General features: G+C 55.8%; 24 protein-coding genes. 8 read left to right on the top strand and 16 right to left on the bottom strand.

What is annotated here, in order from left to right; translation table 11 throughout:
- Positions 1-2: 2 nt before the first annotated feature.
- The 9 genes from PGR09_RS11805 to PGR09_RS11765 all read right to left on the bottom strand — a co-directional run bounded on the left by PGR09_RS11805 (position 3) and on the right by PGR09_RS11765 (position 7,917).
- Positions 3-971, bottom strand: a complete 969-nt coding sequence (locus PGR09_RS11805; protein WP_045396606.1) for a PDR/VanB family oxidoreductase — start codon at positions 969-971, stop codon at positions 3-5.
- 24 nt (positions 972-995) lie between these two features.
- Positions 996-1,736 carry an SDR family NAD(P)-dependent oxidoreductase gene (locus PGR09_RS11800; RefSeq protein WP_047044170.1) on the bottom strand — a complete coding sequence of 247 codons (741 nt, stop codon included), beginning with the start codon at positions 1,734-1,736 and terminating at the stop codon, positions 996-998.
- Between the two features lie 7 nt (positions 1,737-1,743).
- On the bottom strand, positions 1,744-2,223 hold the full coding sequence (locus PGR09_RS11795) for an aromatic-ring-hydroxylating dioxygenase subunit beta (RefSeq protein WP_045396614.1): 480 nt from the start codon (positions 2,221-2,223) through the stop codon (positions 1,744-1,746).
- On the bottom strand, positions 2,223-3,527 hold the full coding sequence (locus PGR09_RS11790) for an aromatic ring-hydroxylating oxygenase subunit alpha (protein ID WP_047044172.1): 1,305 nt from the start codon (positions 3,525-3,527) through the stop codon (positions 2,223-2,225). The genes PGR09_RS11795 and PGR09_RS11790 overlap by 1 nt, the downstream gene beginning before the upstream one ends.
- Positions 3,528-3,549: 22 nt before the next feature.
- Complete coding sequence (locus PGR09_RS11785) at positions 3,550-4,062, bottom strand: nuclear transport factor 2 family protein (RefSeq protein WP_047044174.1); 513 nt, start codon at positions 4,060-4,062, stop codon at positions 3,550-3,552.
- An 18-nt stretch (positions 4,063-4,080) separates the two neighbouring features.
- Complete coding sequence (locus tag PGR09_RS11780) at positions 4,081-5,247, bottom strand: acyl-CoA dehydrogenase family protein (protein WP_045396622.1); 1,167 nt, start codon at positions 5,245-5,247, stop codon at positions 4,081-4,083.
- A gap of 39 nt (positions 5,248-5,286) precedes the next feature.
- Complete coding sequence (locus tag PGR09_RS11775; RefSeq protein WP_430916170.1) at positions 5,287-6,432, bottom strand: amidase; 1,146 nt, start codon at positions 6,430-6,432, stop codon at positions 5,287-5,289.
- A 346-nt stretch (positions 6,433-6,778) separates the two neighbouring features.
- Positions 6,779-7,255 carry a MarR family winged helix-turn-helix transcriptional regulator gene (locus PGR09_RS11770; protein WP_045373865.1) on the bottom strand — a complete coding sequence of 159 codons (477 nt, stop codon included), beginning with the start codon at positions 7,253-7,255 and terminating at the stop codon, positions 6,779-6,781.
- 152 nt (positions 7,256-7,407) lie between these two features.
- On the bottom strand, positions 7,408-7,917 hold the full coding sequence (locus PGR09_RS11765; RefSeq protein WP_047044177.1) for a MarR family winged helix-turn-helix transcriptional regulator: 510 nt from the start codon (positions 7,915-7,917) through the stop codon (positions 7,408-7,410).
- Positions 7,918-7,997: 80 nt separating this feature from the next.
- Here PGR09_RS11765 and PGR09_RS11760 point away from each other — a divergent pair, with 80 nt between their 5' ends.
- A complete protein-coding gene (locus PGR09_RS11760) occupies positions 7,998-8,864 on the top strand; it encodes an EamA family transporter (protein ID WP_045396634.1) in 867 nt (288 codons plus the stop codon).
- 112 nt (positions 8,865-8,976) lie between these two features.
- On the opposite strand, the gene PGR09_RS11755 is transcribed toward PGR09_RS11760, so the two are convergent.
- Entirely contained in the window at positions 8,977-9,189 is a 213-nt protein-coding gene (locus PGR09_RS11755; RefSeq protein WP_015369896.1) for a YdgH/BhsA/McbA-like domain containing protein, read from the bottom strand.
- A 369-nt stretch (positions 9,190-9,558) separates the two neighbouring features.
- On the opposite strand from PGR09_RS11755, the gene PGR09_RS11750 reads away from it, so the two are divergent.
- Positions 9,559-9,876: an antibiotic biosynthesis monooxygenase family protein gene (locus PGR09_RS11750; protein ID WP_430916168.1), complete on the top strand. Its 318-nt coding sequence runs from the start codon at positions 9,559-9,561 to the stop codon at positions 9,874-9,876.
- A gap of 21 nt (positions 9,877-9,897) precedes the next feature.
- The gene (locus PGR09_RS11745; protein ID WP_047044179.1) at positions 9,898-10,599 is read left to right on the top strand and encodes an ArsR/SmtB family transcription factor; all 702 of its coding nucleotides are present in this window, start codon (positions 9,898-9,900) and stop codon (positions 10,597-10,599) included.
- A gap of 21 nt (positions 10,600-10,620) precedes the next feature.
- Here the strand turns inward: PGR09_RS11745 and PGR09_RS11740 are convergent, their stop codons facing one another.
- From PGR09_RS11740 to PGR09_RS11720, 5 genes are all read right to left on the bottom strand, one after another.
- A complete protein-coding gene (locus PGR09_RS11740) occupies positions 10,621-11,205 on the bottom strand; it encodes a helix-turn-helix transcriptional regulator (protein ID WP_045396712.1) in 585 nt (194 codons plus the stop codon).
- A 5-nt stretch (positions 11,206-11,210) separates the two neighbouring features.
- Positions 11,211-11,915, bottom strand: coding sequence for a flagellar brake protein (locus PGR09_RS11735; protein ID WP_045396640.1), 705 nt, complete (start codon positions 11,913-11,915; stop codon positions 11,211-11,213).
- Between the two features lie 400 nt (positions 11,916-12,315).
- Positions 12,316-13,182, bottom strand: a complete 867-nt coding sequence (locus PGR09_RS11730) for an aldo/keto reductase family oxidoreductase (RefSeq protein WP_047065288.1) — start codon at positions 13,180-13,182, stop codon at positions 12,316-12,318.
- Between the two features lie 115 nt (positions 13,183-13,297).
- On the bottom strand, positions 13,298-14,527 hold the full coding sequence (locus PGR09_RS11725) for an amino acid permease (protein ID WP_015369902.1): 1,230 nt from the start codon (positions 14,525-14,527) through the stop codon (positions 13,298-13,300).
- Between the two features lie 139 nt (positions 14,528-14,666).
- Positions 14,667-15,128, bottom strand: a complete 462-nt coding sequence (locus tag PGR09_RS11720; RefSeq protein ID WP_430916167.1) for a multidrug/biocide efflux PACE transporter — start codon at positions 15,126-15,128, stop codon at positions 14,667-14,669.
- A 102-nt stretch (positions 15,129-15,230) separates the two neighbouring features.
- On the opposite strand from PGR09_RS11720, the gene PGR09_RS11715 reads away from it, so the two are divergent.
- The 4 genes from PGR09_RS11715 (at position 15,231) to araE (ending at position 20,237) form a co-directional block, all read left to right on the top strand.
- Positions 15,231-16,106, top strand: coding sequence for a LysR family transcriptional regulator (locus PGR09_RS11715; protein ID WP_045396649.1), 876 nt, complete (start codon positions 15,231-15,233; stop codon positions 16,104-16,106).
- A 111-nt stretch (positions 16,107-16,217) separates the two neighbouring features.
- Positions 16,218-17,396: an acetyl-CoA C-acetyltransferase gene (locus tag PGR09_RS11710; protein ID WP_045396653.1), complete on the top strand. Its 1,179-nt coding sequence runs from the start codon at positions 16,218-16,220 to the stop codon at positions 17,394-17,396.
- A gap of 366 nt (positions 17,397-17,762) precedes the next feature.
- The gene (gene kduD, locus PGR09_RS11705) at positions 17,763-18,524 is read left to right on the top strand and encodes a 2-dehydro-3-deoxy-D-gluconate 5-dehydrogenase KduD (protein ID WP_289575818.1); all 762 of its coding nucleotides are present in this window, start codon (positions 17,763-17,765) and stop codon (positions 18,522-18,524) included.
- A 294-nt stretch (positions 18,525-18,818) separates the two neighbouring features.
- On the top strand, positions 18,819-20,237 hold the full coding sequence (gene araE, locus PGR09_RS11700; RefSeq protein ID WP_015369908.1) for an arabinose-proton symporter AraE: 1,419 nt from the start codon (positions 18,819-18,821) through the stop codon (positions 20,235-20,237).
- Here araE and PGR09_RS11695 read toward each other — a convergent pair whose 3' ends face one another.
- Entirely contained in the window at positions 20,238-21,233 is a 996-nt protein-coding gene (locus PGR09_RS11695) for a LacI family DNA-binding transcriptional regulator (protein WP_047044184.1), read from the bottom strand.
- Positions 21,234-21,456: 223 nt separating this feature from the next.
- Here PGR09_RS11695 and PGR09_RS11690 point away from each other — a divergent pair, with 223 nt between their 5' ends.
- A complete protein-coding gene (locus tag PGR09_RS11690; RefSeq protein WP_045373827.1) occupies positions 21,457-22,698 on the top strand; it encodes an MFS transporter in 1,242 nt (413 codons plus the stop codon).
- The last annotated feature ends 2 nt before the right edge of the window (positions 22,699-22,700 follow it).

The raw sequence follows: 22,700 nt of genomic DNA, 5'->3' as shown, positions 1-22,700 counted from the left end.
CGTTATTTCAGTTTGACGTATTCGAAGCCTTCAATAACCAGCCGCGGGGTTTTAGCCCGTGAACAGCACAGCAGGATCTGGTCGTTATCTTCGCGTTCTTCTTCGGTTAAATACTCGTCGCGGTGGTCAGGTACGCCGCTACAAACGTTGGCGAGGCAGGTGCCGCAGACGCCCTGTTGGCAGGAGACTTTCACTTTGATGCCGGCTTTTTGCAGCGCGGCGACGATGGTCTCGTTTTCGCCGACGGTAACGCTAAGGTTGAGTTCCGGAACCTCAACCTCAAAACTGCCGCCGCTGGTTTCTACCTCGCGGTTGAAATACTCCTGATGCAGCCGCTCCGCGCTGAAACCGCACCCCTGAGCCGTTTCATTAATCCACGCCATAAAACCCTCCGGACCGCAAACGTACAGGTGGCCGGCGGCGGCGTGAGGCGTCAGGAGTTCCTGAGGGCGGATCCTGCCGTTTTCATCGCTGATATGTAGCTGAACCTGGGCGCTAAAGTGGCAATCCGCCAGCTCGGCCAGAAACGCCATTCCCTCACGGCTGTGGCCGCAGTAATGCACTTCGAAGGATTTCCCGGCGCGAAATAGCGTATCGGCCATCGCCAGCATCGGCGTGATGCCAATGCCGCCGCCGATCAGAATGGTATGAGGCGCCGACATCTCCAGCGCGAACAGGTTGCGCGGGGGGCTAATTTGCACCTCGTCGCCGGGCTGTAAAGCGTGCGCCGCCAGCGAACCGCCGCGCGAGGCGCGATCTTTGAGGATCCCCAACCGATAGCGCTGCGGGTGATGGGCGCTGCCGCACAGCGAATACTGGCGCACGATGCCATCGCCAAGATGCAGATCGATATGCGCCCCGGCGCTAAACGAGGGCAGGGGAGCGCCGTCCGGCGAGGCCAGCGTCAGGACTACCACCTCGGCTCCCTGAATTTCGCGTTCTGTGACGCGTACAGTCAATGTTTCAGCCATAGTTTTTCTCCACCCGCGAAGGGCTTAACGCATATAAATGCCGCCGTTGATGTCCCAGGTCGCGCCGGTGATAAAGGTGGCGGAGGGCGCCGCCAGCAGTTCTACCGCGCGGGCGACCAGCAGCGGATCGCCAAGCCGCTTCATCGGGATCATCTCCAGCAGCGCCGGCATTTTCTCTTCCGGCACCGCGGCGCGAACGGAAGGAAGATCCAGCGGCCCCGGCGCAATCGCGTTGACGCTCACCCCGTCGTTGCTCAGGGCGCGGGCGAAGACTTTGGTCAGCGTAATAATGCCGCCCTTGGAGGCTGCATAGTGGGCGCCGGAGGCGGTGCCGCCGTTTTGCCCGGCCAGCGACGCGAGGTTAATAATGCTGCCCCGCTGGCGCTGGCTGAAATAGCGGCCGATGGTCTGGCAGCCGACAAAGGTACCGCGCAGATTGGTGCTGGTGACGCGATCGAACTCCTCCACGTCGATCTCCATGATCGGTGTGGTCAGGGTTAAGGCGGCGTTGTTGACCAGCACGTCGAGTTCGCCGAAGCGCGCGCGGATCTGCGCCAGCGCGTCGCTGAACTGTTGCGGCTGGCGAATATCCAGCGCCAGCGGCAGCAGCCGCTGCTGGCTGGGATCGATCTCCTGAGCGCTACGGGTGACCGCATCGAGGTTGAGATCCGCCATCGCCACCTGATAGCCCTGTTGCCAGAGATGGCGGCTAATAACCAGCCCGAGGCCGTTGGCCGCGCCGGTAATAAGTACGCTACGTGTCATAAAGTCCTCACAGGATGTAGCCAATGCTATGCAGGTAATCGTCGCCGTTAATCAGGCGCACGACCTTTTGCAGAATACGGAAACTGTCGCCCTCCGGCGCCAGCGTCCAGGTGACGTCAGCGGCGTAGTGCTGTTCATTGCCCTTGCGGTACTCGTAAAGGAATTGGGCGCAGCGTACTTCGACGACCTCATCGCTGGCGCTGAGCAGGCGATAACGGCCGCTCATGCGGATAGTGCGCGCGCGCGGGGTGGTGGAGATTGATTCGCCGCTGTATAAACGCTGCACGCGTTTTTCCCGCATCTCGTGGTTGTCGTAGGCGTAGTTGAGCACGTTGGCGAAATCGGTGGTCTGCTGGTCGATGGGAATGATGTACATTCCCTCGGTGCGCCACAGCGCCAGCCATTCACGAAATTCGCCTTGATCGAGCAGGTCCGCTTCCAGGTTAATAAACTGAATGGCGGCGTTGAGGATAGGTGATGTGTTCATTATTGCCCCCGATTGTCAGCGGTCATGTACTTTTTCCATTGTTGGTAAGCGGCGCGCATGCCGGTTTCGGCGCTGACGTCGCTGCGCAGGCCGTCGGCGGTGCGGACTTCGCCGGGCAGGCCGCGATTGAGCATGATCCACAGATCGTCGCCCGCGCCGCCGCCGCGCTGCACCCGCTCCCAGGCCTCTGAATCATCGGGGGTGCCGAAGCCCATCGGCCCCTGGAAGTGTTCGTGCAGCCGCAGGCGCGCCTGGTTGGCGATCGCTGGGCCATCTTTCATGGTCAGCACCATGTGATGAATTTCCGTCTCTTTTACCGATATCGGCTGCAGCACGCGGAAGAAGGCCATTGAACAGGCGACATTGGGAAACAGGTTAAGGTTAAAACCGCTGCCGCCGACCGCGCGTACGATGCGCCGCACCTGCTGCTCGTCGTGGCCTTCCTCGCGCAGGGCCTGGGCCAGCTCGCTAAAGCGCTCCGGGATTGGCGCATCGAGATTGGCTTCCAGATCGATAAGCTCGGGGATCATCACCATCACGCTGTGGCCGTTGCCGAGATCTTCCACGAAGCCTTTGCCGTCGACGAAGTTGAGCATCTCTTCGGTCTGTTTATCGACCGAGCTTAAAAACGACTTATGGACGATAGGGAAGTGATAGCCGTCGGTGGTATTTTCCAGCTGGATTTTCCAGTTGCCGGGAAAGCGAAAACGGTGCGCGGTGGTAGCCTGCAGCGCGTAGCCAGCCCCCTGTTTCATGAACAAATCCATCCATTTCATCGCCGGGCCGAGGAAGTCGGTCAGCGGTTCAATGTCGTGGTTGAAGCTGGCGAAAATCATTCCGGCGTAGCTTTCAACGCGCAGGCGCACCATGCCGAGCTCAGATTTGTTCAGCGTATCGCCGTAGCTCTCTGGATGCGGTACCCCGCGCAGCGCGCCGTCGAGGCCATAGCCCCAGCCGTGATACGGGCAGGTAAACCCGTTCGTTTTCCCGCTGCGATGTTCGCAAACGGTGGCGGCGCGGTGGCGGCAGCGGTTGAGCAGCACGTTGATATTGCCTTTGCGATCGCGTACGACGATTACCGGCTGGGTACCCACCATCGAGGATTTATAGCTGCCGGCGTCAGGGATTTCGCTCTCGTGGGCGACCCACACCCAGGTACGGTTAAAAATGTTGTCGATCTCGAGGTCGAAAATTTCCTCGGAAGTATAGAGACAGGTATGGACCCGGTCGCTTTGCACCAGTGCCGCCAGCGTTTCGGCGGTATGGCGGGTATCGATATTTTTTACCGGAATACATTCAGACATTGTCACTCTCCACATATCTCTTTTAATGACCATCAGGCACCGGTAAATCGGCGAGCGAATGCCAGTCAGCTACCGGGCGGCTAAATAAATTACGGGTGGTAAAATGATGAATTAACCACTGTTGATCTTGTTTAATAAATTCAATGACGAGCTCCGCGCTATTTAAATGCGAGCCGCCGCGGCGAAACGTCGAAGCCTGCAGCATTTTCCAGCGGCCAACCGCGCGGTTATTTTCGCCAACGCAAATATGCTCGGCCGTTAAATAATGTACGTTAATGGCGAAGTGTGACGGTTCGCTAATATAAGCGTTCATCATCCCGACGATCGCCGCTCTGCCGCAATGGCGCCCGAGCTTTTGTTGATATAATTCGCCGATACCTTCCCAAATAGCCGTTTCGCTAAATAGCGCGCCAATTTGCCGGGCGGTATCCGGATGCGTCAGGTCATCACAGAGATGCATATACTGGCTGATGGCGTTTCGGATCTGCACTACGGCTTCCAGCTTCTCCAGGCGTTGCAGCATTTCTTCATTCATTGCCGGCTCCGTGTTGACTTATAAATAGCCGGGCTGCGGCGAGTGGCCGAAGAACATATTGCCGGCGTTGATGTAGGTCAGCTCGCCCATAAAGGCGTGCTGGGTGATGACCATGGAGTCGCGGGCATAGCGCTGCAGCGGGCTACGCATTGAAATGCCCGGCATCCCGGCCAGTTTCAGCGCGCGGGTGGTAACCGACGCAGAAACTCGGGTAATGTGGGTGGAAGAGAGGCGCATGGCGTTAATCCGCTCTTCTCCCGGTTCATCGCCGCGCAGAATCGCCTGCCAGACGTCGTCGATGGCGTCATAGAACCAGCAGCGCGCCGAACGCAGTTCCGCTTCGCAGTGGGCGATTTCCATCTGCGCGAATTGACGATCCGCCAGGCACGGCGCGCCGGTGACCGAGCTCTGGCGTTCGGCAATGGCGTAAATTTCCGATAACGCCGCGCGGGCGATACCCAGCGCCACCACCGACAGTACCTGAGTGGCCAGCGACAGTACCGGGTAGCGATACAAAGGGCCTTCGAGGTTAAGTTCGCCGCCGCGAATAAAGGTCCACTCCTGCGGCACGAAGGCATTATTCAGCACTACGTCATGGCTGCCGGTACCGGAGAGGCCGACCGTATTCCAGACCGGATCGATGGTGAACTCCCCGGCGGGTAGCACCGCGATGCGCGGCAGCGGACGATCGCTGCCGTCATCGGTCAGAATGCCCACGCCGATAAGTTCGGCGCCGCTGCAGCCGCTGGCGAAGCTCCAGCGTCCGCTGACGCGGTAGCCGCCATCCTGAGTCGTCGCCTTTTGCGGTGGGAAGATCCCACCGGCAAAGACGATATCCGGTCCGTGGCGGTAAAGCTCATCGAGACTGCTCGGCGGCAGGCCGCCAAGATAAAATGGATTCATGCCGAAACTCGCCACCCAGCCGGCGGATCCGTCCGCCGTTGAGAGCGTTTCAATTAACTGGCAAAATTCCGCCGGCGAGATTTCATCGCCGCCGTAGCGTTTTGGCACCAGCGCGCGATAAACACCAATCTTTTTAAAGCGGGAAATAATATCCGCCGGGATATATTTCTGCTGCTCGAATTCCTCGCTGCGCTTTTTAATATCCGCGAGTAATTCGGCAAACTCTATTGTCGTGGCGTGCAGGGTCTTTTCCGCACGCGAAGTTGCAGAGGGGTTTAACATGCGATTTAGCCTCTTCCAGTTAATGAAAGTACGGTTTTATTATTTTAATTTTTCCAGCAAATACTCAGCGTAATTAAGTAAATCGAACTCTTTATTTTTATTGGCGATTAATTGCAGCGCCACCGGGCGATGATTAATTTCGCCAAGCGGCAGGCTCAGGGCCGGATGGCCGCTTAAATTAAATGGGCGCACCAGGCGAGTCAGGTTGACTACCTTGAGCGGATCCGTCGCTTCTTCCAGCGTTGGCGGACATTCCGGCAGGGTCGGCAGCAGAATCAGCGGTGTTTTCGCCAGTTGGGCGTCCACCGCGGCGCTAAATTGTTGACGCACGCTTTCCGCAGCCTGCCGCTGCTGAGGGCCGATTTCCGCGCCGGCGCGGATCCGCTGGGCGACGTCCGGCGCCAGATTCGGCGCGTTGATGATGCTGTGAAACGCCAGCCAGTTTTCCTGGCTTATCACCGTAAGCCCGGCCTGATGCGCTTCGTTGAATCCCGGCAGTTCAGCGCGAGTCCATGCCAGGCCCGCTTGCTGCAGACGTGAGACGATCAGTTGCTCAATTTCCGGCGTTGCCGTGCCCGCCAGATAGCTTATCGCGGGCGCTTCCCGGCGCGCAGGAGGAGCCGGTTCCCTCAGCGCTTTTGCCAGCGCCTGACGCAATGTGGCGATATCGCGGGCGAACAGGCCGACGCAGTCTAGTGAACTTTCCGTCGGCATGACGCCTGCGCGGCTCAGACGGCCAAAGCTCGGCTTCAGGCCAGCCACGCCGCAGCAGGCCGCGGGCATCCGCACCGAGCCGCCGGTATCGGTGCCGACGGCGAAGTCGACTTCACCGGCCGCGACCACGGCGGCAGAGCCGCTGGACGAACCGCCGGGGATTAACTGCGGATAATGCGGATTGCGTGGCGTACCGCTATGCGGGTTGATGCCGGTGACGCCAAAGGCCAGCTCGTGCAGGGTGGTTTTTCCGCGCAGCTGACAGCCGTTATCCAGCAGCGCCTCGACTACGGCGGCATGGCGGACGGCGGGCGGCGCATCCTGCAATACCGGGCTGCCGACGCGGGTCGGAAAACCGGCAATATCGAGACTGTCTTTAACTGCGAACGTCAGCTCGCCGTCGCCAAGGGTAAAGCGCGAGATAAACCCGGATTGTGCGTTTTCTGTCTCTGTACGATGTTCAGTAACCATGTTTCACATCTCCGTGAGGGTGATAATTACCGCGCGAAATGACTAAAAAACGACCCGCTGGCGTTTGAGGTAATCTTGTCAGTAAAACTTGAAATTTCAAGTAAGTTGTTGCCCGTTTTTTACATCGTAATTGAGGATAAGATGATGCTATGAAGGAGGGGGTGTTTTTTAACTGATTGATTTAAATCATTAAAATGTGATGTATAAATTTTAATCTCTTGAAGGGCGTCACAAAAATAAATGAAAAATATAAGTTAAAAAAATGATAAAAAAGTGTGCGAAAAACGCAGGGAGGGCAAAACAAAAGCAATAACCATTTATGGAAAATGGTTATTGGTGCAGGGGATTAGTCATCGAGGTTGTGCAGAATGAGCGCCAGCACCTGGTTCATCTTTTTTTCTTGCGCCGGGGTGATGCCCTTGAAGGCTTTAGTAAACACGGTTTCCGCTAACGCCCGGGCTTCGGCTACCTTGGCTTCACCGGCGGCGGTGAGTTCCGCTTCGGTGACCCGGCCATCGCTGACGCTAACGTGGGTCGTCAGCAGGCCGTCATCGCGCAGGCGGCCAACAATTTTGGTCACCGTCGGCATCTTGCTAACGGCATATTCGGTGATCCGCGAAATACTGGCGCGGTGGTATTGGTGCACCAGCATCAGTACGCGGAAACGGGAAAGGTCGATGTCGATTTTTTTGAGCTCGATTTCCATTAATTGGGTATAACGGGCGTAAACGTTAACCACCCAAAAAAAGGGGAACTCTTCTTTATGAAAGCGGCTTTCGTGGCTCTCTGGCGGGGTCGAAGAGTGAGTCTTATCCACAAGCATCTCCTTGCCTGACGACGATAGAATGTGCAGATGGTATGCGTATTTGCCGGTTATTGCAAAACGCAATACGCCAGCAACATAGCCTTGCGATTCAGTGGCGACGACTCTCAGCGAGTCGCAGGTAAGTCATCGTAATAAGACCTAATCGTCGGCTAGTGCTCATCCTCAAGCAGGCGCATAAACACCCGCAGCGCTTCGTCTAACTGCTGAAGTTGGGTCTCTGAAAGCCCTGCCAGCAGTTGTCGCTCATTCGCCACGTGGGTGGCAACCGCCTCATCGATCAGCGCTCGTCCCGCTGGCGTCAACGCCACCAGCATGCTGCGGGCATCCTGAGGATTCGCTAAACGAGCGATCAACCCCCGTTTTTCCAGCGCCTTAAGGCGATGGGTCATCGTGCCGGAAGTAATCATCAGCGTCGAAAAGAGCTGGGTCGGCGACAGCACGAATGGCTCGCCGGCGCGGCGCAGCGTCGCCAGCATGTCGAACTCCCAACGTACCAGCCCATGTTTAACAAACGCCGCCTCCACCTGCGGCTCCAGCAGCATGGCGCAGCGCTTGAGGCGGCCAATTGGCCCCATTGGGCTGCAATCCAGATCCGGGCGCTCGCGCTGCCATTGGGCGAGAATGCGGTCAACGGCATCCGTTGGCGGTAATTTGTCCATGTGTGCTCACTTATCTTGATATCAAGATATTTATCGATACATACTTGCTACACAATTTAACTTGATATGAAGATAAAATCATGGCCTTTTTTACTCGTCATCTGGCGGTCGATCTGCTGCTGACCGCACTGGCTCCCGCTATCTGGGGGACCACCTATATCGTTACTTCGCAGTTCCTACCGCCGGACCGTCCTTTTATCGCCGCGCTGCTGCGGGTGTTGCCCGCCGGGATTGCGTTGTTACTGTGGAGCCGTCAGTTTCCGCAGCGCGGTGAGTGGTGGAAGCTGGTCATTACCGGAATATTAAATATCGGCGCCTTTCAGGCGCTGCTGTTTATCGCCGCTTACCGGCTGCCCGGCGGGCTGGCGGCGGTGATCGGCGCGATTCAGCCGCTGCTGGTGATGCTGCTTGCCTGGTGCGTGGATCGTCAGCGTTCGCCGTGGCTGGCGGTGGTATCCGCCTGCGCCGGGATCATCGGTATGGCGATGTTGCTGCTTTCTCCGCGCACGGTGCTGGATTCGTTAGGTATTGGCGCCGCTTTTCTTGGCGCCGTCAGTATGGCGCTGGGCACCTGGCTGTCGCGGCGCTGGGCGTTATCGCTGCCGGTCGTGGCGATGACCGGCTGGCAATTGTTGATTGGCGGGATCGTGTTACTGCCCATCGCGCTGCTGGTGGATCCGCCGTTGTACAACATCACTCTATTACAGGCGGCAGGTTATGTCTGGCTGTGTGTGGCCGGGGCGATGCTGGCGTATGGTTTATGGTTTCGCGGTATCAGCCGATTGTCGCCGGTGGCGGTATCGGCAATGAGCCTGCTTAGCCCGGTGACGGCGGTGCTGTTGGGGTGGATATTTCTCGGGCAGAAAATTGAGGGGATGGCGCTGGCGGGGCTGATTGTGGTGCTGGCGAGTGTGCTCTCTATTCAGCGCGCGCTGGCGAAACGTTGACGTAAAAAAGCCCCATAAAGGGGCTCGACATTGCCGTGTTTTGTTACGTGGCGGGAGCCAGACCAGCCGTCCTGAGACGACCTGTCCGGCAGCTCCCTCTGCGACCATTCGGTTATTTAGACAGTTCCGCCGTCATGTGTACCTGATTACCGGTATAGGCTTCGGTAATGTGGTAAGAGGCGCCCTGATCTTTAGCGATAGCAGCGATTTTTGCTTCTGCGTTGTCCAGGGTATCAGAGGTCACGCTCACCGGGTGAGCCGCGAAGCTTGCGAAAGAAACCAGAGACAGCATACCAGCAGCAGCAAGTAATTTTACGTTTTTCATGGTGTTTATCCTTTTAACTTTTATGGTGGAAAGCGTTGTGCTTTCGATGGGTTTATAATAAGTCTGCTAACTATAACGTACGTTGCAAAAAGTGCGATTTAGATCACATTTTTATGACGGCTGGATGACCAATGATTGACGTTTTATTAAAAATATAATTAAAAACAATTAGTTATAATTCATTGCTGATACTAATGGTTTCCTTCGCTTCGCGTTTTATCCTCGCCAAATTTGGGTTTGATATTGATTGCGTGAATGGTTTGGTCGTTTTCTGGCCTGTCACGCCGGCGATACTTCGCCCGCTGGCGAAGCATTGATTGCGAACGACGCGCTACAGTGCGGCTTTATTCGTTACTGGAGGAAAAAACCATGATTGCGGTACTCTTTGAAGCACAGGTCACGCCAGCGCAGCAGGAACGATATCTCGCGCTGGCGGCGCAATTGAAACCGCTGCTGGAGACCATCGACGGCTTTATCGCCATCGAGCGTTTTCAAAGCCTCAGTGCGCCGGGAAAGATATTGTCGCTGTCGTGGTGGCGGGACGAACAGGCGGTGACGGCCTGGAAGCGCAATATTTGTCATCAGGCGGTGCAGCGGGAAGGGCGGGAGTCTATCTTTGCTGATTATCAGATTCGCGTGGCGCAGGTACTGCGTGAATACCAGATGCAGAGTTCACGTTCTGCGTAACCAATATTAAGCGGAGGCACTATGTTGCACCCTGCGGTTGTCATTGATGATGACGAAGCGCTGGCCGTCGCGATGGCGGCGGTTGCCTCGGCGATGGCTGATCCTTCACGAGTGAAAATACTCTGCGCGCTAATGGATGGCCGGGCATGGACGGCGACTGAGCTCTCCGTCGCGGCGGATATTTCGCCGTCGACTGCCAGCGCGCATCTTAGCCGGTTAGTCAGCAGTCGCTTACTGATCTGCCTGGCGCAAGGGCGGCATCGCTACTATCGCCTGGCGGGCGGCGATGTCGCCGGATTGCTGGAAAATATGATGACCATGGCCGGAAAAAGCGCTGTGCCGTTGACTACGCGTACGCCGGGAACGCTGCGTATGGCGCGTACCTGCTACGATCATCTGGCGGGCGAGGTAGCCGTCGCCATCTATGATTTTCTGCAACAGCAAGCCTGGCTTACGGCAAATGGCGCAGCGCTTACTGCGGCGGGGAAGGCGAATTTCGCCCGCTTAGGCATAGCGTGTGATAACGGATCCCGCCGCAAAGCCTGCTGCGCCTGCCTCGACTGGAGCGAGCGCCGTTTTCATCTGGGTGGTGCCGCGGGCGCTGCCTTGTTGCAGTGGGGCGTGCAAAAAGGTTGGTTCACGCTGGTGCCCGGCTACCGCGAAGTGACAATTAGCGAACCCGGTAAGCGAGCGCTGCGTCAACATTTTGCTCTGGCGTTGTAGGCCCGGCGACGGTATGCCCGTTCAGCAGTGATTCATATTGACGATTTGCTTATGCATCACCTGCGAGCTATTCATTCCCAACTTTTTCATGATGTGAATGCGATGGCTGTGCACCGTCTTATGGTCGATATTGAGCAGCGAGGCAATTCGCTTATTGTTATTGCAGGCGATAATAAGTTCCAGTACCTGCAGCTCTCTGGCCGTCAGCTTTCGCTGCGTGCGCAAATACCGGGACTGCGGGTTTTCATCCTGCGTTCTGGTAATTGCCGAAAATGCGTCTAAGGAAGATTTTTCCGTCAGGATTAACAGGTTTTCCAGATCTATTAATTCCCGGCACAGATTGGCGATATCGCTTTTTACCATCAATACCAACAATGTACAGCGCGAGAAATGAAAGCGCAGTTTGTTGAGTAATACGACCGTATCGGCAGCGGATATATCCTTGTGGATCATATTGAGGATCACCGTCTCAGCCAGGGGCGCGACGCCCCCTTGTACGATGTCCTGATAACTGGCCTGGGTGATATCCTGGTGAATATCGCTCAGATAATCGTGAATAGATTGGCCAATGATATTGTCGTCGGTGTACAGCAAGATATTGTTCAAGGGCATTAAACTCTCTTCTTCCGCTTGGCTTCCAGAATCAAATCGATCAGCGTTTTTTCTATTTTCTTCCTGTCGTCGCTGCGGCGGAACTTAAACTGACAGGAAATCTGATAGTAGTTTTCCTGATTCTTCTCTTCGCTATCCAGCGTGACCATCGCCACGTTCTTGATAACCAGATCAACGGTGATTTCGCCATATTCCGCCAGAGACAGAATGGCGTTTTTCAACGTTGAGTTGTTGGCCAGGAATTTCAGGTTTGGACTTTGCGCAATCAGCGCGCAGCCGCCATCAGAAATATCTTTGATATCAAAAGCATAGTTTTCGCCATTTTTATGGCGGCCATGACAAAAGAAATCATTCTCATCGCGCAAACGAAATCTGGGATCTCGTCGTCTTTGTACAACCTGGATGCATTCTGGTAACGCAAATGCCACCTTATTGCTATTCTCCGCGCCGCCAGCGGAATTCTTCTGCCGCTGGGAGGTGAACTCGATCTTTCCTGAATCGCTATGCAGAATAAATTTGAATTTATTCCCCGCCGGGATTTTGCTCTCGCTGCGGATATGGAATTCAGCAAAATCGACACGCGCAATCTGAGTACTGATGCTTTTGTTATTAAAGAAAATTTCTATCTCTGTTTGCTTTCTCTGTTCCTCTCTGAAAATAGCAATGATTTCATACTTACTGGTTTTTATCGTTCCCTCTATCATGGGTAATCCTTGTTGAATCGTTACTGTGCATAGTTAATTTTTTTTACAGCAATAGCGACATACTGATTATGTTAACCAGATGTTTTTGTGAACGTTCGATGATATTGACTATCTTTGTGGCCAAATTGATTTGTATAAACGTCGAAGCCGATATTGTTTTTTCCTGTAATCAAGAGTGTTAACAAAAACCATAGAACAATACAAACGACAACAGCCTCCCAATTAGGAGGCCTAAGAAATAACGTAACTCAATGCAATTTATAAGGTTATTGCCCGGATAAGGAATCAGCAAAACCCGATTTGTAGGATATATAGTGCCAGCAGAGATGGCCTAATTCCAGCTTAATATTAAGGGGATAACCCTTTACGACAAACGCCGTAAAGGGGGGAGTTGACGCCATCAGCCGGTGATGTTATCCAGCGTCGCCAGCGCCTCGGCGGGCAGAGAAAGCGTCGCGGCGGCGAGATTTTCCCGTAAATGCGCCACCGATGAGGTGCCCGGAATCAGCAAAATATTCGGCGAGCGCTGTAGTAGCCACGCCAGCGCCACCTGCATCGGCGTGGCGTTGAGCCCGGCGGCAACCTCGTTAAGTTCCCGCGCCTGTAGCGGCGTAAAACCACCCAGCGGGAAGAACGGCACGTAGGCGATGTTTTGCTGCGCCAGCGCGTCGATTAACGCGTCGTCACCGCGGTTAGCGATGTTGTATTGGTTTTGCACGCAGACGATGGGGGTCAGCTTCTGCGCATCGGCGACCTGTCTGGCGGTGACGTTACTCAGACCGATGTGGCGAATCAGACCGCGGGCTTTTAGTTCCAGTAAGGTCGTTAGCGGTTCTTCCAGCGAGCCTTCCACCGGGCCGTGGGTGCCGAGCATACTGCGCAAATTCACTACCTCCAGCCTCTCCAGGCCGAGGTTACGCAGGTTATCTTCGACGGCCTGGGTGAGTTCCGCCGGCGACATCGCAGGTAGCCAGTTGCCTTTCTCATCGCGGCGGGCGCTGACTTTGGTAACGATACACAAATCATCGCCATAGGGATGCAGCGCCTGACGAATCAGCTGATTGGTGATGTGCGGGCCGTAGAAATCGGAGGTATCGATATGATTCACCCCGGCGGCGACGGCTTCTTGCAGAACGCGAATGGCGGCGTCAGGATCTTTTGGCGGGCCAAATACGCCGGGGCCGGCGAGCTGCATGGCGCCGTATCCAAGCCGGTAAACCTGACGGTCGCCTAAGGTCGCGACCCCGGATAATGTTACGTTGGACATAATGACTCCCTCCGATGATAGGCAAGGAGTAAGTGTAATCCCGTCAGGGAGAGGTAATGGGCGAGAATGTTGGCAGAACGTGCGGCGACGCTGAGGGCGTCGCCGCAGGAGAGATTTAACTGAAGAACATCACCGAGACGCAGAGCAGGCCGACGATCAAGGTAATGAGATTACCCAGTGAACGATAGGGCTTGAGCGCCGGGATAATGTAGGTCGACAGCGTCGGCATGATGAACAGAATCATGGCGATAAGCGGGCCGCTGATGGCGTAAATCATCGAGATGGCGTTCGGATTGATAAAGCAGACGATGAAAGTCAGCGCCGAGACCAGCATAATCGACATGGCGCGGTTAAAGGCGCGGCTCTTGCGAATACCGAGCTGGCCGAGAGACGTTTTAACGATCTCGCTGGCGCCTTCGATCACCCCAAAATAGGTGCCGAGGAACGATTTCGACATCGCGACCACCGCGACGATAATGCCGGTCACCGCCAGCCAGCCCGGCGCGCCCGGCGCCATGGAGAGCGCAGAGAGAATCGTCACCCCTTCATTACGCGCGGCTTCGATGTACGGCAGCGGAATGGACAGCAGGCAACTGAAAACAAAAAACAGCACGCTGGCGCAGATGATGGTGTAGGCCACCTTCATGATTTTTTTGCATTTACCCATGGCCAGCTCACCATATTTCTCCTGCTGATCGATAGCGAAGGTCGAAATAATCGGCGTATGGCTAAAAGCGAAAACCATCACGGGAATTGAGATCCAGATTTGGTGCCAGGTCTTTGCGTTCAGCTGCATCTGGCTGGTGAGATGTTCCGGTTGCCAACTGCCAATCAGGTAGATGGAGAGGAACAGGAAACAGCCAATCAGCGGGAAGACGAGGAATCCCATCACTTTGATGGTCATATGGCGCCCCATCAGGAAGATCAGATTCAGTACCAGCACCACGGCAAGGCTCAGCAGGGCGCGTACCCCAGGGGTCATCGCCACGTGTCTCGCCAGTTGTTCCGCCAGCGAATTAGTGATCGCCACGGCGTAGATCAGGATCACCACGAAGAAGGCGAGAAAGTACAGGCTGGTGATCAGATTGCCGACTTTTTTGCCGTAGTAATGATTGACCGCGCCGGTGATCCCTTCACCGGCAGCTACTTTGGCCGACAGAATGAATTGACACAGTGCTTTGTGCGGCCAGTAGGTTAACGGCCAGGCAACCAGAGCGGTGAGGAACAGCACGATGGCGCCGGCCGAACCGAGTTGAATCGGCAGGAATAGGGTGCCGGCGCCTACGGCAGTGCCATATAGAGCAAAACTCCATAGAGTTTCTTCTTTAGACCAAATTTTAGACATTATGCGAATTTATCAACCGTATAACCCAAAAAAAGGAGTGCAATTTACCACATTTATGAATCGTTTGCGGTGATAGTTTTCGGTGATAAATAAACCCGCGGATCGCCAAAGGGTTAGACGATCCGCGCGATCGAGAACGTTAATTATTCGGCAGACTCTGCGGCTGGCGATACTTCAGGACGCGCACGCGCAGCGTATCCCACGCCCAGTTAAAGAACATGGTGTAGGGCAGGAAGAACAGCATAAAGCCGATTTCCAGCATAAATGCCTGCACCAGCGACACGCCGAGTACCAGCGCGACAACGGTGACGCCGATGATGATAAAGCCGCACTCAAAGCCGATGGCGTGCAGCGCGCGCACCCGCAACGTACGCGCCAGGCTTGAAACCGGCCACAGACGGTCGAAGGCGGCGTTATAGATCAGGTTCCAGACCATCGCCATGGTGGCGAGCAAAATGGCCAAGCCTCCCATTTCGACCACCGATCGCTGCATTAACCAGGCCGCGGTCGGGGCCAGAATTAACGTGGCGAGGCCTTCAAAGCTCACCGCGTGGAGTACGCGTTCCAGTAGCGTCTTATGTTGCAGGTTATTGGTTTTCATTTTGGGATACCTCTTGTTAGTTCTGTCATCCAGATTTACCCGGCATTTTATGGAAAAATGTGATAAACAAAAGATAGATTCCATCGATAAAGTAGATAGGTTATGCACTATTCTCCCGAAGCTCTCACCGCCTTTGTAGAAGCCGCCGCCAGCGGTTCGTTCTCCGCCGCCGCCCGGAGGATGCGTAAAAGCCAATCCACCGTCAGTACCGCGATTTCGAATCTTGAAACCGACCTGGGGTTAACTCTGTTCGATCGTTCCACTCGCCAGCCGACGCTAACCGCGCAGGGCGAGCAGGTGCTGGGCTATGTGAAAGCAATACTGGCCGCCAGTTCGCGGCTGGATGAGCTCGCCAGTTCGTTATCGGGTAATACCGAACCGCGGTTGACCTTCGTCTTGTCGGATACCCTGCACCCGGATGTACTGGAGGATTTGCTGGAACAGTTCGATCGGCGTTTTCCGCATACCGAGTTTGAATGCCTGATTGGCGAAGACGAAGATGTGGTGGATCTACTGCAAAAGGAGCGTGCGCAGGTGGGGCTTATCGAAGCCAGGGACAGTTATCCGATGGAGATCGGCAGCATGCGCTTACCGTTGCAAACGGCGATGGGGATTTATGTTGCGCCGGGGCATCCGCTGGCCGGTCAGGGGCGGGTTTTCTGGGATGATCTGCACGGCTGGCGTGAACTGCGGCTTAGCACTTATCTTGAGAGCGCGCCGGATCCCTCGCGCGGCCAGGTATGGTCGGCGCCCAACTATTTGCTGCTGCTGAGTATGGCGGTGCAGGGCTTTGGCTGGTGTATTTTGCCCTGCGCGCTGGTGGAAGAGTTCGCCGGTAGCGGCAAGCTTAAAGCGTTGAATATCGCCGGCTGGCCGCGGTCGATCTCGGTGGATCTGTTATGGAACAAGCGTACGCCGCTGGGGGAAGCGGGCAGCTGGCTGCGCCAACATCTTGAAGGGCAAGGCCGCGAGTCGTGACGGCGAACTTTGTGAACCGCCTCACTTTTTTTAAACAATTGCGAAATTTTTTGATAACAATTCTCTACTATAACGGCATCTATTGATGGTTCTTTGCGCAGAAGGTAAAGGATGAAAGATGTCGTGATCGTCGGCGCGTTGCGTACGCCCATCGGCTGTTTTCAGGGAACGCTGGCGCGTCACTCGGCGGTGGAATTGGGCAGCGTGGTGGTGAAGGCGTTAGTCGAGCGGAGCGGAATCGATCCGCAGTGCATTGATGAAGTGATCCTCGGTCAGGTGCTGACCGCGGGTACCGGGCAGAATCCGGCGCGCCAGTCGGCGATCCGCGGCGGGCTGCCGAATACCGTCTCGGCGATCACCATCAACGACGTTTGCGGTTCCGGGCTGAAAGCGCTGCACCTGGCGACCCAGGCCATCCAGTGCGGCGAAGCGGATGTAGTGATCGCCGGCGGCCAGGAAAACATGAGCCGTGCGCCGCATGTGCTTACCGACAGCCGAACCGGCGCGCAGCTGGGCAATAGCCAGCTTATCGACAGCCTGGTGCATGATGGTCTGTGGGACGCTTTCAATGATTACCATATGGGCGTAACGGCGGAAAATCTGGCGCGGGAGTATGGGATCAGCCGCGAACTACAGGACGCCTGGGCGCTTAGCTCGCAGCAAAAAGCGCGGCGGGCAATAGACTCCGGGCGGTTCCGCGATGAGATCGTGCCGGTCGCCACCGAGCATAACGGCAGTAAACGGCTGGTGGATACCGACGAGCAGCCGCGGATGGACGCCAGCGCTGAGGGATTAGCCAGCCTGATGCCCACCTTCGACCAGTTAGGGTCGGTGACCGCGGGTAATGCATCGAGTATTAACGATGGCGCGGCGGCGGTGATGATGATGAGCGAGTCAAAGGCCCAGGAGCTGGGGCTGCCGATTCTGGCGCGCATTCGCGCCTTCGCCAGCGTCGGCGTCGATCCGGCGCTAATGGGTATCGCGCCGGTACATGCCACCCGGCGCTGCCTTGAGCGCGCGGGCTGGCGGCTGGATGAGGTTGACTTAATCGAAGCCAATGAAGCTTTTGCCGCCCAGGCGATTTCCGTTGGCAGAGTGCTGGAATGGGATGAACGCCGGGTTAACGTCAACGGTGGGGCTATCGCCCTGGGCCATCCGATTGGCGCGTCCGGCTGCCGGATTCTGGTGTCGCTGGTACATGAAATGATTAAGCGCGATGCGCGTAAAGGGCTCGCGACGTTGTGTATCGGCGGCGGTCAGGGCGTTGCGCTGGCGGTGGAGCGCGCATAATAGGGTTTCGCGCCGTCTCCGGTGCGAGGCCCATCATCCCCGTCGATCTTCCATTCTTCATTTTTTTACCTGATTTTCTTTCTTCGCGGTTATTTTTTAAAGATAACCTAACTCACTGTATTTATAGCTTTTGTATAGGTCACCAGCTTCTGGCTATGTGATCCGTTTTGCGTTTTTATCATTTTTAATCACAAAAAATGAAACGTTGTTTTAATTGTCGTTGAAAATGATTTTTCAGCGGTCTACTATGTGACCATTAGCAAAACGGAACTCTGTTTTATTTTTATGATGGGGACGCCCCAGGAGTTCTTCTTAGCCTCAGAACCTTGCCTGTGGTGAGCAGGCCGTGAAAGAAAGGAACCAGATATGATTCTTGATGCATTCTCTCTTCAGGGGAAAGTCGCGGTAGTGACCGGCTGCGACACCGGTTTAGGCCAGGGCATGGCGGTTGGGCTGGCGGAAGCGGGCTGCGATATCGTCGGTATTAACATCGTTGAACCGACGGAAACCATTGAGCGCGTTAGCGCGCTGGGGCGTCGTTTTTTGAGCCTCACCGCCGACCTGCGGCTGATAGATGGTATTCCGCAGTTGCTTGAGCGTGCGGTGGCGGAATTTGGCCACATCGATATTCTGGTCAATAACGCGGGGCTTATCCGCCGTCAGGATGCTATCGAATTCAGCGAGAAAGACTGGGATGACGTCATGAATCTGAACATCAAAAGCGTCTTTTTCATGTCCCAGGCCGCGGCGAAGCACTTCATCGCCCAGGGTAACGGCGGCAAGATCATCAATATTGCCTCCATGCTGTCGTTCCAGGGCGGGATCCGCGTACCGTCCTACACCGCCTCGAAAAGCGGCGTCATGGGCGTAACTCGCCTGCTGGCCAACGAATGGGCGAAGCATAATATCAATGTTAACGCCATTGCCCCCGGCTACATGGCAACCAACAATACCCAGCAGCTGCGCGCCGATGAACAGCGCAGCGCGGAAATTCTCGACCGTATCCCGGCCGGCCGCTGGGGCCTGCCGAGCGATTTAATGGGGCCGGTGGTGTTTCTCGCCTCCCGCGCATCCGATTACATCAACGGCTACACCGTGGCGGTAGATGGCGGTTGGCTGGCGCGCTAACAGACATAGTCGAACAACCCGCCAACCGGCGGGTTGTTTTCTGAACAATAATCGTCCATATCATGAGGTTTAAATAATCCATACTCGTTAGTAATGGAAAATAAAATACTCGCCATACATCAGGGTTGTTTTGACGATCGGACAGCATTTTTTGCATAAGATAAAGTTTAATGTCCATCACAAAAACAATGCTACCAGCCGTTTTATCCATATCTTCGCCATCTCCCGCCTGACACCTTAGCCCTGCGATCCCGTACTTTCACTGCACGCATACTCTGTTGAGGCAGGAAAAAAATGACTTCATTGACCACCGATCCGGGTTTACTCCCCAATGCGCAGCGCAACACCCGGCGCATGAACCAGTTTGTCTCCATTGCCGCCGCGGTGGCGGGTTTGTTATTCGGCCTTGATATTGGCGTGATTGCCGGGGCGCTCCCCTTCATTACCGATCATTTCGTGTTATCCAGCCGTCTGCAGGAGTGGGTAGTCAGCAGTATGATGCTGGGCGCGGCGATTGGCGCGCTGTTCAACGGCTGGCTCTCATTCCGTCTTGGCCGTAAATACAGCCTGATGGTCGGCGCAGTGCTATTTGTTGCGGGCTCTATCGGCTCGGCATTCGCCACCAGCGTCGAGATGCTGCTGGCGGCGCGCATTGTCCTTGGCGTCGCCGTCGGTATCGCCTCCTATACCGCGCCGCTCTATCTTTCTGAAATGGCGAGTGAAAACGTTCGCGGCAAGATGATCAGCATGTATCAGTTGATGGTCACGCTTGGCATCGTGCTGGCGTTCTTATCCGATACCGCTTTCAGCTACAGCGGCAACTGGCGAGCGATGCTTGGCGTGCTGGCGCTGCCGGCGGTATTGCTGATTATCTTGGTGGTGTTCCTGCCTAACAGCCCGCGCTGGCTGGCGGAAAAAGGCCGCCATATTGAGGCCGAAGAAGTGCTGCGCATGCTGCGCGATACCTCGGAAAAGGCGCGCGATGAGCTGAATGAAATCCGCGAAAGCCTGAAGTTGAAGCAGGGCGGTTGGGCGCTGTTCAAAGTGAACCGCAACGTGCGTCGGGCGGTGTTCCTCGGCATGTTATTGCAGGCGATGCAGCAGTTTACCGGCATGAATATCATCATGTATTACGCGCCGCGGATCTTCAAAATGGCCGGTTTTACCACCACCGAGCAGCAGATGATCGCCACGCTGGTGGTCGGCCTGACCTTTATGTTCGCGACCTTTATCGCGGTGTTTACCGTCGACAAGGCCGGACGTAAACCGGCGTTGAAAATCGGCTTTAGCGTGATGGCGTTGGGCACCCTGGTGCTGGGCTATTGTCTGATGCAGTTTGATAATGGTACCGCCGGTAGCGGCCTCTCCTGGCTGTCGGTGGGGATGACCATGATGTGCATAGCCGGGTACGCAATGAGCGCCGCGCCGGTGGTGTGGATCCTCTGCTCCGAGATCCAGCCGCTGAAATGCCGCGACTTCGGGATCACCTGTTCGACCACCACCAACTGGGTATCGAACATGATTATTGGCGCGACCTTCCTGACGCTGCTGGACGCGATTGGCGCGGCAGGCACGTTCTGGCTCTATACCGCGCTGAACGTGGCCTTTATCGGCGTGACCTTCTGGCTGATCCCGGAAACTAAAAACGTGACGCTGGAGCACATCGAACGCAAGCTGATGTCCGGCGAAAAGCTGCGTAACATCGGCAACTGATCACATTGATTCGCGCGGCAGCCACGGGCTGGGAACCTTAACGGTATCCCGATGGCTGTCGCCGTTAATGATATGCAGGGCGCTCAGGCGGCCAATTTCATAATGCGGTAACTGCACCGTCGACAGCGGCGGCAGGAACAGATCGCCAATCCCCACCATGTTGTCATAACCCACCACCGCCACATCTTCAGGAATTCGCAGGCCCTGCGCCAGCAGCGTCTGGTAGACCATAAAAGCGATGCGATCGTTGCCGCACACCACGGAATCAAACCGCGGTTTACCTTGCTCAATATGGGCCAGCAGCTGGCCGGGAATATCGCGATAGTGTTCGTCACCGTAGGTCATATAGCCGTGATCGAGCGTATCCGGATCAACCTGCGCCTCACGGCAGGCGCGTTCCAGCCCCTGTCGGCGGCGTATCGTCGCCAGATGCCTTGCCGGAAGATGCAAACAGAGCGGGCGGCGATAGCCGGCGGCCAGTAGCGCTTTCACCGCGTCGTACTGGCCCTGCTCATCATCCGGAATATAGCTGGCGACGTTCTCGTTCAGGCTTTCGCAGTTGGCCAGCACGCAGGGCAGCGTCAACAATTTGCTCGGCAGCGGGACCTGGCGCAGCCCCATGGTGGTGTAGATAATGCCGTCCGGGCGATGGGAAAGCAGCAGGTCGAGTATGGCATCAGGGTTGTCGTCCGAGAACATGTTGACCACAAAGCTGTTCCAGCCGTGGGCCCGCGCCGTCTCTTCGATAGAGAGCGTTATCTCTACCGAGAATGGGGTGGTCACCGTGTCCAGCGCCAGCACGCCGATGGTGCTTGGGGTTGCCCGGGCGCCGCGAATTTTCTTTGCCGACAGATCGGGCACGTAATTGGTCTGTTCAATCGCCGCCTGTACGCGGGCGAGCGTATCCGCCTTCAGGCGCTCCGGGCTGTTCAGCGCGCGGGATACCGTCATCAGTGAGACATTGGCTAGCTTCGCTACATCTTTCAGAGATGCCATGGTGATTACTCCGGTATACAACTAAGTCGCTGATGTAAAAGGATCATACGATAGTCTATCCCAGCCCGATGGTGAAGCATGGCGATGAATAGTTGATCGCGATCGCATCTCCATTATGTTAACGTTAACTTTTGTGATTAACATCATGAATCGTCACAAAACCAGATGAGAGTTGTTTTTTGTTAACGTTACCATTCGCGCATTACTCCAACACGAGAATGTCATGATGAAGACGCATCACTCTCACAGCTACCCCTTACTCAGTGCCTTACTGTTTTTCTTTTTTGTTACCTGGTCTTCTTCCGGCTCGCTGCTTTCCATCTGGCTACATCAGGAAGTGGGGCTGAAAGCCGGGGATACCGGCATTATCTACGCGGTGCTGTCGGTCTCGGCGCTATTCGCCCAGATTTGCTACGGTTTTATCCAGGATAAACTGGGGCTGCGCAAAAATTTACTCTGGTATATCACGGTCTTACTGATCCTTTCCGGGCCGGCCTATCTGCTGTTTGGCTATCTGCTCAAAATCAACGTGCTACTCGGCAGTATTTTTGGCGGCATCTACATCGGCCTGACCTTTAACGGCGGCATTGGCGTGCTGGAGTCCTATACCGAGCGCGTGGCGCGGCAAAGCCAGTTTGAATTCGGCAAAGCGCGGATGTGGGGATCGCTGGGCTGGGCGGTGGCGACCTTTTTCGCCGGGCTGCTGTTTAACATAAACCCACAGCTGAACTTCGCCGTCGCCAGCTGTTCCGGTCTGGTTTTCTTCATGCTGCTGGCGCGGCTTAAGGTCTCTTCAGCGCCGCATGCCATGCAGGAGGCGGTCAGTGGCGGTAAAGTCACGCTGGAAGACGCGCTGCGCCTGCTGACGCTGCCGCGTTTCTGGGCGCTGGTATTTTTCGTCGTCGGCACCTGTATTTACGGCGTTTACGACCAGCAGTTCCCGGTCTACTTCTCTTCGCAGTTCGCCACGCTGCATGAAGGGAACGCCATGTATGGCTATCTCAACTCCTTCCAGGTGTTCCTCGAAGCGGCGGGGATGTTCTGCGCCCCGTGGCTGGTCAACCGCATCGGCGCGAAAAACGGCCTGATCTTCGCCGGCATGGTGATGGCGATGCGCATGGTGGCCTCCGGACTGGTGGAAGGTCCGGTTCTGATCTCGATTACGAAACTGCTGCACGCCGTGGAATTGCCGGTGCTGCTGGTTTCTATCTTCAAATACAACAGCCTGAACTTTGATAAACGCCTTTCATCCACCCTGTATCTGGTGGGTTTCGCCTGCACCAGTTCGGTTATCGCCACCGTCCTGTCGCCGCTGGCGGGCTATAGCTATGAAAAATACGGCTTCGCCGACTCCTATCTGATCATGGGACTGCTGGTGTTCTGCACCACCTTCATCTCCATCTTCCTGCTGCGATCCAATAAGGCCTCTTCGGATTCGCTCATGTCGCAGCCATCCACTATCTGACT

The sequence above is a fragment of the Klebsiella sp. 141251 genome (assembly GCF_050600725.1).
Lineage (GTDB): Bacteria > Pseudomonadota > Gammaproteobacteria > Enterobacterales > Enterobacteriaceae > Klebsiella > Klebsiella aerogenes.
The sequence above is the reverse complement of the archived record's forward strand: the minus strand, read 5'-3'. Positions and strand labels throughout refer to the sequence as shown.